Source organism: Actinomycetospora sp. NBRC 106375, from assembly GCF_030269665.1.
GTDB lineage: Bacteria > Actinomycetota > Actinomycetes > Mycobacteriales > Pseudonocardiaceae > Actinomycetospora.
This window is the reverse complement of the sequence record NZ_BSTS01000013.1, coordinates 117,284-132,080: the sequence shown is the minus strand read 5'-3', so window position 1 is coordinate 132,080 and position 14,797 is coordinate 117,284. Positions and strand designations below refer to the sequence as shown.

General features: G+C 74.5%; 10 protein-coding genes. 4 read left to right on the top strand and 6 right to left on the bottom strand.

All coding sequences use genetic code 11. The annotated features are described in order from the left end of the window. Position 1 precedes the first annotated feature (1 nt). From QSK03_RS21920 to QSK03_RS21910, 3 genes are read left to right on the top strand one after another with little or no spacing between them, the layout of a single operon-like run. Complete coding sequence (locus tag QSK03_RS21920; RefSeq protein ID WP_285656666.1) at positions 2 to 1,999, top strand: phage tail protein; 1,998 nt, start codon at positions 2 to 4, stop codon at positions 1,997 to 1,999. Further along, positions 1,999 to 4,701 carry a DUF6519 domain-containing protein gene (locus tag QSK03_RS21915; protein WP_285656663.1) on the top strand — a complete coding sequence of 901 codons (2,703 nt, stop codon included), beginning with the start codon at positions 1,999 to 2,001 and terminating at the stop codon, positions 4,699 to 4,701. The genes QSK03_RS21920 and QSK03_RS21915 overlap by 1 nt, the downstream gene beginning before the upstream one ends. Before the next feature lie 20 nt (positions 4,702 to 4,721). Further along, positions 4,722 to 5,183 carry a hypothetical protein gene (locus tag QSK03_RS21910; RefSeq protein WP_285656662.1) on the top strand — a complete coding sequence of 154 codons (462 nt, stop codon included), beginning with the start codon at positions 4,722 to 4,724 and terminating at the stop codon, positions 5,181 to 5,183. An 11-nt stretch (positions 5,184 to 5,194) separates the two neighbouring features. Here QSK03_RS21910 and QSK03_RS21905 read toward each other — a convergent pair whose 3' ends face one another. Continuing rightward, positions 5,195 to 6,124: a hypothetical protein gene (locus tag QSK03_RS21905; protein ID WP_285656660.1), complete on the bottom strand. Its 930-nt coding sequence runs from the start codon at positions 6,122 to 6,124 to the stop codon at positions 5,195 to 5,197. A 67-nt stretch (positions 6,125 to 6,191) separates the two neighbouring features. After that, positions 6,192 to 6,947 carry a hypothetical protein gene (locus tag QSK03_RS21900; RefSeq protein WP_285656656.1) on the bottom strand — a complete coding sequence of 252 codons (756 nt, stop codon included), beginning with the start codon at positions 6,945 to 6,947 and terminating at the stop codon, positions 6,192 to 6,194. A gap of 92 nt (positions 6,948 to 7,039) precedes the next feature. Here QSK03_RS21900 and QSK03_RS21895 point away from each other — a divergent pair, with 92 nt between their 5' ends. After that, positions 7,040 to 8,557 (top strand): eCIS core domain-containing protein, encoded by a 1,518-nt coding sequence (locus QSK03_RS21895; protein ID WP_352232025.1) that lies wholly within the window; start codon positions 7,040 to 7,042, stop codon positions 8,555 to 8,557. Between the two features lie 47 nt (positions 8,558 to 8,604). On the opposite strand, the gene QSK03_RS21890 is transcribed toward QSK03_RS21895, so the two are convergent. The 4 genes from QSK03_RS21890 to QSK03_RS21875 are packed head-to-tail and all read right to left on the bottom strand — an operon-like array spanning position 8,605 to position 13,920. Continuing rightward, the gene (locus QSK03_RS21890; RefSeq protein WP_285656646.1) at positions 8,605 to 10,281 is read right to left on the bottom strand and encodes an eCIS core domain-containing protein; all 1,677 of its coding nucleotides are present in this window, start codon (positions 10,279 to 10,281) and stop codon (positions 8,605 to 8,607) included. Further along, positions 10,278 to 12,323, bottom strand: coding sequence for an AAA family ATPase (locus QSK03_RS21885; protein ID WP_285656643.1), 2,046 nt, complete (start codon positions 12,321 to 12,323; stop codon positions 10,278 to 10,280). Before QSK03_RS21885 ends, QSK03_RS21890 begins: the two co-directional genes overlap by 4 nt. Beyond that, entirely contained in the window at positions 12,320 to 13,549 is a 1,230-nt protein-coding gene (locus QSK03_RS21880) for a Pvc16 family protein (RefSeq protein ID WP_285656640.1), read from the bottom strand. The genes QSK03_RS21885 and QSK03_RS21880 overlap by 4 nt, the downstream gene beginning before the upstream one ends. After that, positions 13,546 to 13,920 carry a hypothetical protein gene (locus QSK03_RS21875; RefSeq protein ID WP_285656635.1) on the bottom strand — a complete coding sequence of 125 codons (375 nt, stop codon included), beginning with the start codon at positions 13,918 to 13,920 and terminating at the stop codon, positions 13,546 to 13,548. Before QSK03_RS21875 ends, QSK03_RS21880 begins: the two co-directional genes overlap by 4 nt. Between the last annotated feature and the right edge of the window lie 877 nt (positions 13,921 to 14,797).

Genomic DNA, 14,797 nt, shown 5'->3' with positions numbered 1-14,797 from the left:
CGTGGACCGTGTGCTCGCGCGCCTGCCCGCGTACGTCCGCGCTCGCGACGTCGAGGGCGGAGGCGTGCTCCGGGCGCTGCTCACCGCCGTCGCCGACGAGCTCGCGATCCTCGAGAACGATCTCGAGGAGTTGTACGACGGATGGTTCGTCGAGACCTGTGCGGAGTGGCTGCTGCCCTACCTCGCTGACCTGGTCGGGCTTGAGGAGCTGCCGGGGGATCTCGGGCCGGGCACCAGCCGGCGCGCCCTGGTCGCCAACACCATCGCCTACCGGCGGCGCAAGGGCACGGCGGCCGTCCTCGGGCGGGTCGCCGCGGACGTCACCGGGTGGCCGGCGCGCGCCGTCGAGTACCACCAACGCCTCGTCACCAGTACCGCCCTCGACTACGTCCGTCCGGACCGGCCCGCGACGGCCTCGGTGCGCGACCCGGACCCGTTGCGCCTCGCCGCACAGGACGCCGCGGCCGCGTCGAGCCTGCTCCCGGGACTCGACCCGCTCGCTCACACCGTCGAGGTCCGCCGCATCGGCTCGCGGCGCGGTCGCTACGGGCTGGCCGCCGTGGGGGTGCATCTGCACCCGCTGCGCGTCGACGAGATCGGGGAACGCGGCTGGGCCGACGCCGGGACCTCGCCCTCCGGTCGGACCGTGGACCCGCTCGGGCGGGCGGTCCCGCTGTTCGTCCCGCGCTCCGACGACGGCACGGACCCGGCCACGCCGCTGGACCCGCATCGCCTGCACGCGTTGCTCGAGTCCACCCGGGCCGGCGGCAGCGATCCGGCGAGGCTCCCGGTCGGGGTTCGCGTGGGCGACGACCCGCCGTTGGCGCCCGAGGCCCTGCGGGTGGCGGGGCTGGAGGACCTGGTCACGGGGACCGGCGCGCCGCCGGTGCAGGCCGTCCTCGACCCCGTCACGGGTCGCCTCGCCCTGCACCCGGACGACGGGCGCGTCGTGGCCGTGCGCTACTCGATCGCCTCGACGGCCGAGGTGGGTGCGGGTCCCTGGGACCGGTCCGTGGTGCACTCCTCGGTGCTCGCGACGGATCGTTACGACGGGCATCCGGAGCCCGTCGCCCAGGCGGCGGCGCGGGCCCCCACGACGTCGATCTCGCAGGCACTGGCCACCGCTCGGCCACGGTCCGATGAGACCGTCGTCGTGTCCGTCGGGGACAACGCGACCCACGTCGGCGACGTGCGGGTGACCGTGCCGCACGGGGGACGCGTCGTCATCGTGGCCGCGGCGCGACCGCTCGGGAGCGACTCCCCCGGCACCTACCTGCCGGTGGGCCTGCGCCCGCACCTGCGCGGCGACGTCATCGTCACGGGAGGTCCGGGCGCCAGCGTGGTCCTCGACGGCCTGCTGATCGAGGGCCGGGTCGTCGTCGCGCCGGGCGAGCTCGGGGCGCTGACCCTCGCGCAGACCACGGTCGTGGGGCACGTGGTCGTCGAGGCCGGCTCCGCCGGAGCGAACGGGGATCTCCGCGTGCGCGGCGTGCGCAGCGCGCTCGGTGACCTCGCGCTCGCCCCCACCGTGCCCTCCCTCGCCGTCACCGACACGATCGTCGACGGTGCGGCGACCGCGCTCGGGGCCCACGCGACGCTCGACGGGGTCACGGTGCGTGGATCGCTCGCCGCGCGCTCGCTGGAGGCCAGCAGCTGCCTGCTCGACGCCGACCTCGCGGTGGCCCACCGTCAGAGCGGGGGGCTGCGCTTCACCTGGACCCGGCCCGACGCCCTCACGCCCCGGCGCTTCCGGTGTGTGCCCCCGCAGGCCGGGACGGACGCACCGGCACCCGTCTACGCGTCGACCCGCCCGGGCGCGCCGGATCACCTCGCGCTCGCGAGCACCTGCCCCGACCCGATCCGGCTCGGCGGCGAGGACGGCGCCGAGATGGGCGTGCACCACCACCTCCGCCGACCCCTGCGCCGAGCCGCGGCGGTCCGGGCGCTGGCCCCCTACCTGCCCGTCGGGCGCGAGCTCGGGATCTTCGGGAGCGGATGATGCACGGCGACTTCAGCCGGTTCACCTTCGACGAGACCCGCGACGACCGCGCGGTCCTCCTGCAGCAGGGTCGCGTCCTGCTCGACGCCGACTGGAACGAGCAGGCCGAGATCAGCGCCCGCCGGGACGAGATCCGCAGCTGCGATCTGCTCGGTCGGCACGGTGGCTTCGCCGGCGACGCCGGCTTCGCGGTCGGCGGCGCCTCCGCGTCCGGGGTGGCGTGGTCGTCACTTCGCCTCGGGGCCGGCGCGTACTACGTCGACGGGAGCCGGTGCTTCCTGGGCGACGCCGCGACCCTCGCCACGGACCTCGAGCTCACCGAGCCCGGGCCGAGCGGCGACCACCTGCTCTACCTCGACACCTGGGTGCACCACGTCACCCCCGACGAGGACCCCACCCTGCTCGAGCCGGCGCTCGGCGGGCCCGACACCACGACCCGCACCCGCACCGTCTGGCGGGTGCGGACCGCGAAGGTCGACGCCGACGTCACGACGCTGCCGACGCCGATCGCCAGCCCGACGCGCGGCACGATGACCGCGTCGTTGACCCCCGGCCCGGTCGACCCCCTGGACGGGTCGCCCGCGTCCGGGCGCTACACGCGGCTGGAGAACCAGCTCTACCGCGTCCAGATCCACGACGACCGCACGACGTCGGCGCAGTACCTGTGGTCGCGCGAGAACGGCAGCGTCACCGCCCGGGTGCTCGAACTGACACCGGGCGCGGCGCACGACCCGTGGACCCTGCGGATCGACCGCGCCGGCCGGGACGAGGAGCTGTCGATCCGCCAGGACGACCTCGTCGAGGTCACGAGCGCCGACCGGGCGCTGGACGGGCTCCCGGGGTTCCTCGCCACGGTCGGGGCCCCGGACCGCCTGCAACTGCCACTCACCTGGCTCGGCGAGCCGCCGACCCCACCACTGACCGAGCTCGGGGCCGGACCGATCGTGCGTCGGTGGGACGGCCGGGGCACGGTGGACGACGGCGCCGCCCCGCTGGAGTCGGGGATCGAGGTCGCCTTCCCGGGCGGGACGTACCGCGTCGGTGACTACTGGTTGATCCCGGCCCGCGCCGTCCGCCTGGCCTACGGTCTCGCCGACCTGCCCGGCACCATCCTCTGGCCCAAGGACGACCAGGACCGTCCGCTCCCCCGGACACCGGACGGCCCCTCCCACCAGGTCGCCGAGCTGGCCCTGCTCAGGAGGAGCGCCGACGGGAAGTGGACCGTTCGGACCGACCTGCGTCGCCTCGCCCCGCCGTTGCCCGACGCGCTGACCCTCTCGGTCGTCGGCGGTGACGCGCAGGAGGCCCCGGCCAACACGCCCCTCCCCCAACCGATCCGGGTCGCCGCCCATCGCGGTGGGCTGCCGGTGCGCGGGGTCCGCGTGCGGTTCACCGCCGGCGCCGGCGCGACGGTGGCCGTCGCCGGCGGGACGAATCCGGGGGTCACCGGAGCGGACGGGACGATCTCCGCGCAGTGGACGCTGAACCCCGCCACCACCGCAGACAGCACCCAGACCCTCGATATCCGGCTCGACGACGGCACCGGCATCCCCCTCACGGTGACCGGCCGCAAAGCGATCACCGTCGACCAGATCGAGCGGGAGATCGCCGAGCTCGACGCGAGGCTCACGGCGCTCAAGAAGATCCTCACCAAGAGGGGTGACCTCTACGTCGCCCAGGGCGACGGCGACCCCGTCCGGCTCGGCCTCGGCGCCCAGAACCAGGTCCTCACCGCCGACCCCAACGCCGCCACCGGCCCCGGCGTCAAGTGGGCGACCGTGGACCAGAGCGGCAAGGTCGACAAGTCCACGCTCACCGCCACCGGCGACCTCTACGTCGCCAGCAGCGCCGGGACCCCCGCACGCCTCCCCGTCGGTACTCCGAACCAGGTCCTCACCGCCGACCCCAACGCCACCGCCGGCCCGCGCGTCAGATGGGCCGCCGTCAACCTCGACGCCAAGGTCGACAAGTCCACGCTCACCACCCGGGGCGACCTCTATGTCGCCGACAACGCCAACAGCCCCACCCGCCTGGGCCTCGGCACCCAGAACCAGGTCCTCACCGCCGACCCGAACACCGCCGGGCCGGGCGTGAAGTGGTCCACGCTCGACCTGAGCAGCAAGGTCGACAAGTCCACCCTCACCGCCACCGGCGACCTCTACGTCGCCAGCAGCGCCGGGACCCCGGCACGCCTCCCCGTCGGCAACAACGGCGACATGCTGATGGTCGGTTCCGACGGGAACCGTGTGAGGTGGGCGAATCTCATCTCCATCCGCTACAAGACGGCCGATGAGTCCCGGTCGAACGGACACGTGATCAACGACGACGCGGCCCTGACTTTCAGGACCGGCGACCCCGTCACCGCCGGCATCTTCGTCATCGACGGACTCATCGTGTACACGACCACGACCACCGCCGCGTGGAAGGGACGGCTGATCCACAACGGCAGCGCCACGTCACGGCTGTCCGTCAAGTACCTGGCCGCGAACACCGAGTCGCCGAACCGCGACTTCGGCAACGGGACCCAGTTCGAAGCCGCCGGCAACGTTCCCGGCCAGCGAGGAGTCATCCAGGTCCTCGGCACTCTCGATTCCGGCGGTTTCGGGGTGGACCTCATGCTGCAGTGGTCGCAGAGAAGCGACGAGAACACTCCGACGACGGTGCACGCCGGGTCGTTCCTCCGTCTCATCAGAGTCCGCTGAATCCTGGGAAAGGACGTCTCGTGAGCGACACCGACAACCCGACCACCATCCGCTACAAGGACTCCGACGAGACCCGATCGAACACGAGTTCCCTCCAGGACGACACCGCGCTGAGCTTCCGGGTCGGGGAGACCGTCGCCAGCGGCATCTTCATCGTGGATGCGCTCATCGTGTACTCGAGCACGCCCACGGCGAACTGGAAGGGAAAGTTGGTCCACAACGGCAGCGCCAGGTCACGACTGTCCGTCAAATATCTGTCCGCGAACACCGACGTACCGAACCGCGACTTCGGCGACGCGTTCCCGTTCGAGGCGGCCGGCAACAACGTCGCGGGACATCGAGGGGTCATCCAGCTCCTCGGCACCCTCGACTCCGGGGGCTTCGACGTGGACCTCGCGCTGCAGTGGGCGCAGAGAAGCGCCGAGAACACCCCGACCACGGTCCACGCCGGGTCGTTCCTGCGTTTGAGCCGCGTGCGCTGAGGACGTCGTCCTCATTCCTCCGAGGGCCAGTAGAGGTGGAAGAACCGGTCGTGCCGACAGTTGGGACGCGCGCAGATGCCGGAGTCCTCGTCGATGTATGCGAGGCACGGATCGTCCCAGGGATGTGCGAGGTGGGAGCAGCCGCCCAGCACCGACCCGGCGGGCGGGCCGGTCTCCGGAGGATCCGTGGCCGCCGACAGGACGACCTCCGTACGGTGCTGCTCCTTGTGTCGATCGTTGCATCGGGGCGCGTAGTAGGTCGCGTCCGGGATCGCGACAGGCGGATCGGGCGCCCGGAACCGGATCGTGATCGTCGCTCCCGCGTTCGCGGGAACCACCGGCACAGCCGTCCGCAACTGGAAGTACGTGCCGATCGTCAACCCCGCCTCGTCCTCGAGCACCAGATCGGCCGACCCAAGGTTCGCCACCTCCACGATGCGGTCGCTGATTCCTCCCGCCGGGACCCAGCCATCGAGGTCGTCGTCGTCCGGGAAGCGCACCCACGGCGGCACGTCGATCCACGGCTGGCGGGCGTCGTCGTCGGTGGCGGCGACGACCCACGTGTAGCGCCGCGTGAACGGCCCGTCGTTCCCGATCTGGACGTGCCAGCTCGAGCCGAGCTGATCGAGCTCCACGCGAACGAGATGGATGCCCTGCCCTTCGTCGATGCGGGTGGCCGACGCGACCACGCTGCCTGCCGCGTCGGTGATGGCCGCCGACACGGGGAACGTCGTCGGGGCGACGGGCAGGCCCGTGCCCGCCCGCAGCAGGATGCGCGGTGGTGGGTCGTCCGTCGTCGTGATGACGTCGTTCACGACGACGAGGCGGAGGAACATCTGCCGATCGATCCCGACCGACTCCTCGAAGCCCACGAACGGGCTCGAGCCCCCGGCGGCGACCGAGAGCGGCGAAGCATCGTCCGGGAAGACCTGAGGCTCCAAGGGACCCACCTCCGACGGGTGACAGGTGACGGGTGACGGGTCGCGACGCGCGTCGCGAGGCCCGACGTCAGGGAACGTTCTTGAGCGGGAACTGCATGGCACCTCCGCGGAGCGCGACGGTGCCGCGACCTCGCGCTGCCGCGAGCGTGTCGTCGCACTCGGGCTCGTAGCGAGCAGTGATGGTGTCCTGGGGCACGCGATGACGGATGCGGATCGACCCCTCCGAGTTCGGCCCGAGCACGCCCGGTGTCGCGACGACCGAGAACCACTGGCCGACGAGGCGGTCGGGCGGATCCTCGATCGTCAACGGTGCGGACCCGAGATTGGCCACGGGCAGGTCCTCCTCGACCGTCATACCCGGGGCGAGATGGGAGGAGAAGCGCAGCTCTCGCGGCAGGTCGATCCACGGTGCGCGCGCGTCCTCGTCGGTTCCCGCCACGGTCCACGTGAACCGCCGCCGGCGGTCGTCGTCGTTGCGCAGCTGCAAGCCCCACGTGGCGCCCGTCTGCTCGAGGTTGATCACGACGAGCTGCATGCCGTTCGCCTCTGGTCGGGTACTCGCCGACCCGACGGGGAAGCCGCTCCCGTCGGGGATCGGCGTCGCCAGCGGGAAGGCGCCGACCTCGGTGGGCGTTCCGGAGCCGGCCTGCAGCACGACCCCGGGCTGTGGAGGGTCGGCCCTCTCACCCGGCTCGCGGGCGGCCACGATCCGCACGACGATCGTCCTCGCCGCGGCGACGCTCTCATCGAACGACACCGCGTGACTCGTGCTGCGGGCGCCGATGAATTGGGGCGTGGCACCGTCCGGGAGAACCTGCCGCATCGACGAGCTCCTCACGCTCTCGGGGTGGACGTACTTCTCGGGCCCGCAATGAAGGCGGGTGCACGACGCGGACCCCCGGTTGGATCGGTGCCGTGGCATTCTGGGCGGGAGCCGGGAGGTTCTCTGTGCACGAAAGCGGACCGCGCCGCGCGGAACAACGACGCCGAGATGTCCACCCCGCGCGAATCCACGAACCGCCGTCGCCGCTCGAGCCCGGGCACCCGCTCGACGAGAAGGTGCAGAGGGCGATGGCGGAACTGCTGGGGCACGACTTCGGCGCGGTGCGGGTCCATGCCGACGCGAGCGCCCGTCGGGCGACCCGGGCCGTCGGGGCGGCGGCGTTCACCGTCGGACACGAGGTCGTGCTGGACCGCCCGGTCACGGCGCCCGGCGGGCCCTGGCTCCTGGCCCATGAGCTCACCCACGTGGCCCAGCGGTCGGGGCCCGCGACCCAGGTCTCCGAGTCCTCCGAGGCGTCCGAGGCCTCCGAGCGGGAGGCGGACCGCGCCGCGCACGTGGTCCTGCGCGGGGAGCCCGTCACCGTGCACGAGCACCTCGCGCCGGGGACGCCGGCGCGCGCCGACGAGTCCGGCATCGAGGAGTACACCGGGCCACCGGGGCCTCCGATCCGCCCACGGCCCGGCCGGCTGCCCTCGAACGCGGCGTCGACCGCCGCCCGCGCGGAGTTCGACCGCCTCCAGCCGGACCACGCCAGGCGTCTCGGCGTCCCCCAGGGCGGGCAGGTGCACCACGGCATCGAGCTGCAGGTCCTCGACCGCTATCCGGGTGCGTTCACCGCCTCGGAGCTGAACTCGCTGGCCAACATGAGGGGCATCCAGCCCGAGCAGGAGGGCCGCCGGCAACTGCACAACTCCCGGATCCGCGACGTCTGGGACCGCTTCTACACGCAGCTCGACGCCGACATCGCGCGGAACCACCTCCTCCCGGGCACGGCGGAGTACGTCACCTACGTCCGCTCGTTCCTCACCGAATGCCGCGCCCAGATCGACTACTACGAAGGCATCCACTTCGCCGAGAGCCGGTCGGTCCGGCTCACGGAGGACGACCAGAAGCGGGCCGACGAGGCACGCCGAGCGCTGGGTTTCGATCCGCTGGCGCCGCCGGAACCCGCGACCTACTTCGAGAGCCGGCTGCACCGCGGGCTCCCGGTCGCCGTCGGCGGGGTCACGGTGCCGGCCTCCGCGTTCCGGGTGGGACGGCACCCGGCGACCAAGCGGATCACGCACTACGTCGCGGAGAGCGGGGCGACCCTGACCGTCGTGTCGCGCGAGGGCGCCGTCGTGATGAACCGGGCGCTGGGCGATCTGCCGCTGCGGGCGCCGCTGGTCGATCCCGTCGACGTCTGCGTCGCGATCCTGACCGCGGGCCTCGGGGTGGCCGCGGCCCGTGGAGGCGTGATCAGCTTCGCCGAGGGGGCAGCCACCGAGGCCCTCGCCGGGAGCGCCCCGCGGGTCCGTGTGGCGCAGTTCGTCCGGGTGGAGGTCGTCAACGGGGTGCGCATCGCGGCCGAGGAGTCCGCCTACGACGCCGGCGAGGCGATGGTCGAGGAGGTGCACCAGCGGGCGTTGCGGCTGAGGCTGCCCGAGTGACCCGCTCACGCGGACACGGAGCCGTGATCTCCTGACGGTGGCGGCGATCATCGGGCGTCGGGTGGGTTGTAGACCGCGACGTCGTCGTACTTCGCGCCCAGTCCCTTGACCCGTTGCGCGGCGTAGGCCCGGGCGGCCTCGGGCGACAGGGGTGCGGGGAGACCGAAGTTCTGGTGGGTTGGCGAGGCCGTGACCTGGCCGACGATGAGGTTGCGGGTCGCCTCGACGTGGTCGTCGGGGATCCGGAACACGGTCTGCTGCCGGATGTAGCCCTCCGGGTCCTTCGCGTACTCCGGGGGGAGCGCGAGCGAGCCGCCCTTGGCCTGCGCCTTCGCCCCGGCGCGCTCGAGGGCCCCGACGGCCTTGACCGCCCCGGCACCGATGCCAGGGTCGGTCGCCAGGTCGTGGAGGTCGTTCACGTAGCGGCGGGCGGGGTCCGGTGGGCCGTACGCCTTCACCTGGGTCAGCTCGGTCCCGCTCGCGGTGTCGAGGGCCGGGAACTTCGCCTGGTACGTGTTCAGATCCACCGCCCCGCTGCGCTGTTGCCAGGTCCGCTCGGCCTTGTCGCCGGTGGCCACCTTGTTGAGGGTGCCGCGGGCGGAAGGCGTGGTCGCCGCCGGCTTCGCCGTGGGGCGGGCGGGTGCGCCGTGAGCCTCGGCGTGGCCCCGGAAGTCCTTCGACGCGGCCGTGCCCGTCGCCGGCGTCGGGGTCTTCGGCGGGCGGGGTGGCCCGCTCACCGGGGTCTCGGTCACGGTGACCTCGAGCGTGCCCGGCGCGACGAGCCGGCCCCGGCCACGCGGACGCAGGGTCTCCGGCGCACCCCCGGACGGACCGATCGCCTGGGCGTGGAAGGCGATGTCGAACCCGAGGTTGACCAGGCCCTCGGTCGTGGTGATCTGGTCGAGGTAGGCCCGCAGTCCGCCTGCGGCGACGACCTGCATGGTCTGCCCGGCGACGAACAACCCGATCTCGGTCGCCGCGATCGGATGGCTGAGGACCAGCGCGACGGCGGGAGCGAGCGTGGCCGAGCCGACCACGGCCTCGACGGCGATCCCCATGACGATCGGCAGCGAGAGACCGGCGACGAGCAGGGTCGTCGCCCCGGCCGCGACGCCCGTCACGGCCGCCACGGTGGCGGAGGTCCCGGCCCCGGCGGCCGCGGCGCCGCGCGTGGTCAGATCGGCCTGGGCGCGGAGCAGCGGATGCCGGACACGTAACGCGGGATTGCGGTACCACGCCAAGACGTACGCCGGCCCGAGCAGGCTGAGCCACCAGGGCGGTGCCTGCGCCGCGAGCTCTCGGTCCTGCTCGAACTCGCGCTGGATGTCGGCCGGGGTGCGCGGTCCATCGAGCTGGACCCGTCCGACCTCGAACCCGTGACGCTGGGCCACGACATGGGCCAGCTCGTGCCCCAGAAGGCGGTCGCCGGCGGGGCTTGCGGGGTCGTACCGGCCGGCGTCGAACACGACGTCCTCGCCCAGGGTCGCTGCGTTCGCGTCCAGCCGTCGGGCCACGCCCGCCGCAGCCGTGTCGGCGTGCACCCGGACCGTGCTGAAGTCGTGGCCGAGGCGGCGGGTCATCCGGTCCCGGACCGCTGGAGGCAGCGGGTGGCCCCCACCGTCCCGCGCCAGCGCGGAGACCAGGGCCGGCGCCGCGCGGTCGGGAGCCACGTGGCTCGGCGAGGGCGCCGGGCGGGGTCCGGCCGTGTCACGGGATGCCGTCACGGCACCCTCCGGCCACCGGGGAGCGGCGGGCTCACGCGACCGGACTTCGCGAGCTCCCACCGGGTGGCGCGCCGTAGGTGCTCGGCACGCATCGGGCCGCCGTCCTCGGCGGCGAGGTAGGCCGCCGTGAGCGCCGCCGCCGCGATGCCACCGCCCGGTAGGTCGATCTCGGCGAGGCGATCGGGGTCGACGTCGTGGGTGGGCACGGTCGGGGGCACCCCGACGCGCCAGAGCTCGCGACGGGTGGGGAGGTCCGGGTAGGGGAAGGTGACCACGACGTGCAGGCGCCGCAGGAACGCCGGGTCCAGGGCGGCGCGGTCGTTCGTGGTCAGCACGGCCAGCCCGCGGAACTCCTCCATGCGCTGCAGCAGGTAGCCGACCTCGAGGTTGGCGTAGCGGTCGTGGCTGTCGCGGACCTCGCTGCGCCGCCCGAACAGCGCGTCCGCCTCGTCGAAGAGCAGTACGGCCGCGGCGTCCTCCGCGGCGTCGAACAGGCGGGCGAGGTTCTTCTCGGTCTCCCCGATGTACTTGCTCAGCACCTGGCTCAGGTCGACCTGGACGAGGTCGAGCCCCACGGCTCCGGCCACCACCTCTCCCGCGAGGGTCTTGCCGGTCCCGCTGGGACCGGTGAAGAGCGCGGTGGTGCCGAGCCCACGCGTGCGGGCGCCGAACCCCCAGTCGTCGAGGACGGTGTGGCGATGGCGCAGCGCCGCGACCAGGGCTCGGAGCTGGGCGCGCTGTGGCTCGGCCAGCACGAGGTCGTCCCAGCCGGCACGGGGGACGACGACCCGAGCCCAACCCGCGAACGACCCGCGGCCGGCGCGACGGCAGGCCGACCAGAGCCGGTCGTGCCTCGCGTCCCCCCGGGCCTCGCCGCGTCCGTTCCCCGGGTTTGTCGCGGCGGCCGGGAGGGCGAGGTCCGCCGCGGCGTCCTCGACAGCCTCGAGGTCGAGGTCGAAGACGTCGGCGGCCCGGTCGCGCTCCTCGGTGGACACCACGTCCTCGCCGACGTCCCAGCGCCCCAGCGTCCGCGCCCAGAGCGCGCGGCGCTGCCCACGGTCTAGACGGGGCACGGCCACCGGCACCACGTGTGCCGCTGCGGCCGGCGGGACCTCGAGCCCGTCGCCGAGCAGCACGAGCGGCGCGTCGAGGGTGCGAAACGCCCGCGGCACCCAGTGGATGTCCTCCGCGCGGGCGAGGTGGACCGCCCACGCGCACCCGTCGAGCACCGTCTCGCGCTCCATCAGCCTCATGAGGCCGTCGCGCGCCGCCGGATCGGCGGGGATGTCCTCCGCGCCCATCCACCGCAGGCGCAGACCCGAGCGCACAGCGGCACGCGCCGCGACGGCCTCCCGGTTCGGTGGCTGCGGGCCGTGCAGCAGCACCGTCCGTTCCCGGCGCCACGTCCGGGCCACCTCGCCGGCCGCGGCGTCGAGCAGACCGGGAAGCCATGCGGGCCCGGCGACCGCACGCGTCAGCGCGGCGAGATCCGCGTCGAGGTGACCGGCACCGACCAGGTGGTGCAGCACACGCTCCTCGACGACCAGCGGGCTGTGCGTGGGAAACGCGGGCTCGGTCAGGCGCAGCAGTCGCCACCGCCGCAGCGGGGCCACCGGCGTCACGGCGTCCCAGTGCGCGTCCGGGAGCAGGCGCAGCGCCAGACCGAACGAGGGCTGGGCGCGTCCGGAGACCGCCTCGAGCTCGTCGCGCACCGCGGCGACGAGCTCGGGCCCGGCGGCGAGGAGGAGCACCGCGCGCTCGAAACCGCTGAGCCCGAAGCCCTCCGCGAGCAGGTCCAGCGGACCGGGACCACGCCGACGTCCCTCGGCGGCGGTCAGAGCGGCCCGAGCGTCCGCGATCTCGACGTCCTCCGCGTCCCCGGCGTCCCCGGCGTCCCCGGCGTCATCCGCGTCGTCAGCGGCGTCCGCGTCGTCCGCCTCCGCGGGCGACGCGGCCCGTGCGAGCGTCCGCAGCCGGGCCCGGAGCACCCCGAGCTCGGCAGCGAGGCAGACGCGCGGGTCCTCGGCCGCGTCGCTGCTCACGGGGCAGGCACCGTCAGGACCGGAGCGCCGGGGTCGTCGACGGACTCGACGCTCTCCTGGCTCTCGAGGCCGTCGACCCGCACCCGGACCCACCAGGGACCGGGCGCCACGCCGGCCAGGTCCAGCGTGAAGCGGGACACCGATGCCGACGCCCTGGGGGTCGCCGGGGCCGGTCGCACGGCCACGCTCGCCCCCAGAGCACCGGTGGCGTCGACGATCGCCGAGAGCCACACCTCGAGCCGTTGCCCCCGCTCCACCGGCGGGGAGACCCGCAGCTCGACGCCGCCGGCGGCGACCGGACCGAGGACGACGTGGGGGCGGACCGTCGCCGGCAGGGCGTTCGACTCGGCCGCCACCCGTGGCCGGTCGCCGTCGGCCGGCGGCTTCTCGAGATGCCGGACCTGGACCGCGTGCACCCCGATCGGCACCGCATCCGCGAGCGGGACCTCGAGCCGTGTCGGGGTCGACTCGGCGGGGGTGAGGGTCGTCGGCCCGATGCGCACCCGGGTGCTCGGCCCGGCGAGGTCCGTGCCGTCGAGGACGGCGGTGCCCCCGGCGGTCCCCTCGACGCGGACCGCCGTGAGCCGCGGCGAGGTCCCGGGCGCGACCGTCACGGTCCGCCGGCGCACCGGCCGCGCCACGTGCGGTCGCCGATCGGCCTCGACGAGCACGACCGAGGCGGTGTAGACGAGCGAGGGCGCGAGGGGCGCCTGGCACGCCGACCAGAGCTTGGTCATCTCGTCGAGCGAGAGCACGCGGGGCGTCACGCGGACCAGCTCCACCTGGTCGGCGAGGTCGGCGCCGCTCAGGTAGTCGAGCGGGGGCACGTCGTCCAGGTCCTCCAGCACCGACGCGACGAAGGACGGGCGCAGCACCGGGTCGGCGTGTAGGGCGGACGCCACCCGGGCGAGCAACCGATGCCCGTCGAGGGCGTCGTCGTCGCCGTAGGCGTGCACCAGGTAGTGCAGATCGAGCGCGGCCAGCGGTCGCTGCAGCAGCGTTCCGTCACCGTTCCGGGTCGGGAGGTCGCTGCCCTGCCAGCCCGGGTTGGGCGTGAGGGCGTAGAGGAAGAGGTTCACACCCGGGGCGTCGCCTGTGACGCGGTCGGGCCGCCTGGTGGTGACCCGGGCGCCCGCCAGCGGCGGCGGCGTCCGGAGCTGGAGCGCACGCTCCAGCAGGACGCGCAGGACGGCGGTGGCCGCGGCGACGGCGAGGTCGTTGCTCACCGCCGCTCCTGGCGCCGGACGAGGTAGTCGGCGTGGTCGACCCCCGGCGCGGCCCGCGCGGGCGGAGCGACCGCGGGCGGGTGGGTGGGCCGCACGGGAGCCGCGGGCGGCCCGGCTGCGGGATGTGCGGCGGCGCGGACCACCTCGACCCGCCCGATGTGGACGTGCACGTCGCTCGCTCCCCGCGCGGACGTGTCGCCCGGGTCGGCCGCTGAGGGCTCGGGTGTCGTGACGAGGACGGCCGCCCCACCGGCGGGAGGATCCGGACGGGGCCCCGGGGACGGGTGGACCACCGCCGGTTCGTCGAGCTCCAGCACGCCTGCCTCGCGCAGGGCCGGCAGGAGACGGCCGAGGATCGCGCCGTCGGGCATCGCGGCCAGGTCGTCCTGATGCCGGACCGGACGTACCCGGCCGGGTCCTGCGCGCGGCGAAGCCTCGACGCCGCCGCGCCCCGGATCGCGGCCGCGGGTGGGCCCGCCCGGCCTGTGTGGCGCCTGCCCCGGAGCGGCGGTGCGGTGTGGCCGTGCCGCGGTGACTCCGCTCGCGGCCCTCGGCCACGCTGCCGTCTCCGCGTCCTCGTGACCCGACCCCGACGCACCCACGCCCGGTGCCGGACCCGCGGAGCCCTGCCCCCCGACCGGCGCGCGCGTCAGCCCGACGTCGCCGTTCCCTGCGGGCCCGTCCGCCTCCTGAGCGACCGTCGGCCCGACGTCGCCGTTCCCCGCAGGCCCGTCCGCCTCCTGCGCGACCGCTGGCGCGTGCGCGGGAGATCGCGTCCCGAGCGCGGGGCGCGCGTCCGCTCGCGGCCTCGGGAGGTACGCCACGGGGCCTCCGGCCGCAGGAGGCTGATCGGACGGGCCGCGCGCCGGGTCGCTGCCTCCGCTCGCGGCCTTCGGCGACGCCGCCGATCCCGCGCCCTCGTGACCCGACCCCCACCCGCTCGTCGGTCCGGTGCCGCCGTCCCGCGCCGCGGACTCGTCCGCCTCCTCCACGATCCTCGACCCCGGCGCACGAGGTTCCGTCCCGACCGCGGGGCGCCCATCCGGACGCCGCTCAGCCGGGGACGCTGCCGGCCCCCGGGAGGCCGGACCCGCAGCGCTCCTGCCGTCCACCGGACCCGCTGTGTCGGTTCCCCCGACCGGCGGGCCGGCCAGCGGCGATACGGGCTCTCCACGCGCCGGGTCGGTCGGGTCTGCGCGGATCCTCCCGACGGTCCGCCCGTCCCGTGGCACCGCGAGCACCGGCACG

Coding starts and splice junctions, on each gene's coding strand:
- QSK03_RS21915 (WP_285656663.1), top strand. CDS start 1,999: ATGCACGGCGACTTCAGCCGGTTCACCTTCGACGAGACCCGCGACGAC.
- QSK03_RS21900 (WP_285656656.1), bottom strand. CDS start 6,947: ATGCGGCAGGTTCTCCCGGACGGTGCCACGCCCCAATTCATCGGCGCC.
- QSK03_RS21875 (WP_285656635.1), bottom strand. CDS start 13,920: ATGCCCGACGGCGCGATCCTCGGCCGTCTCCTGCCGGCCCTGCGCGAG.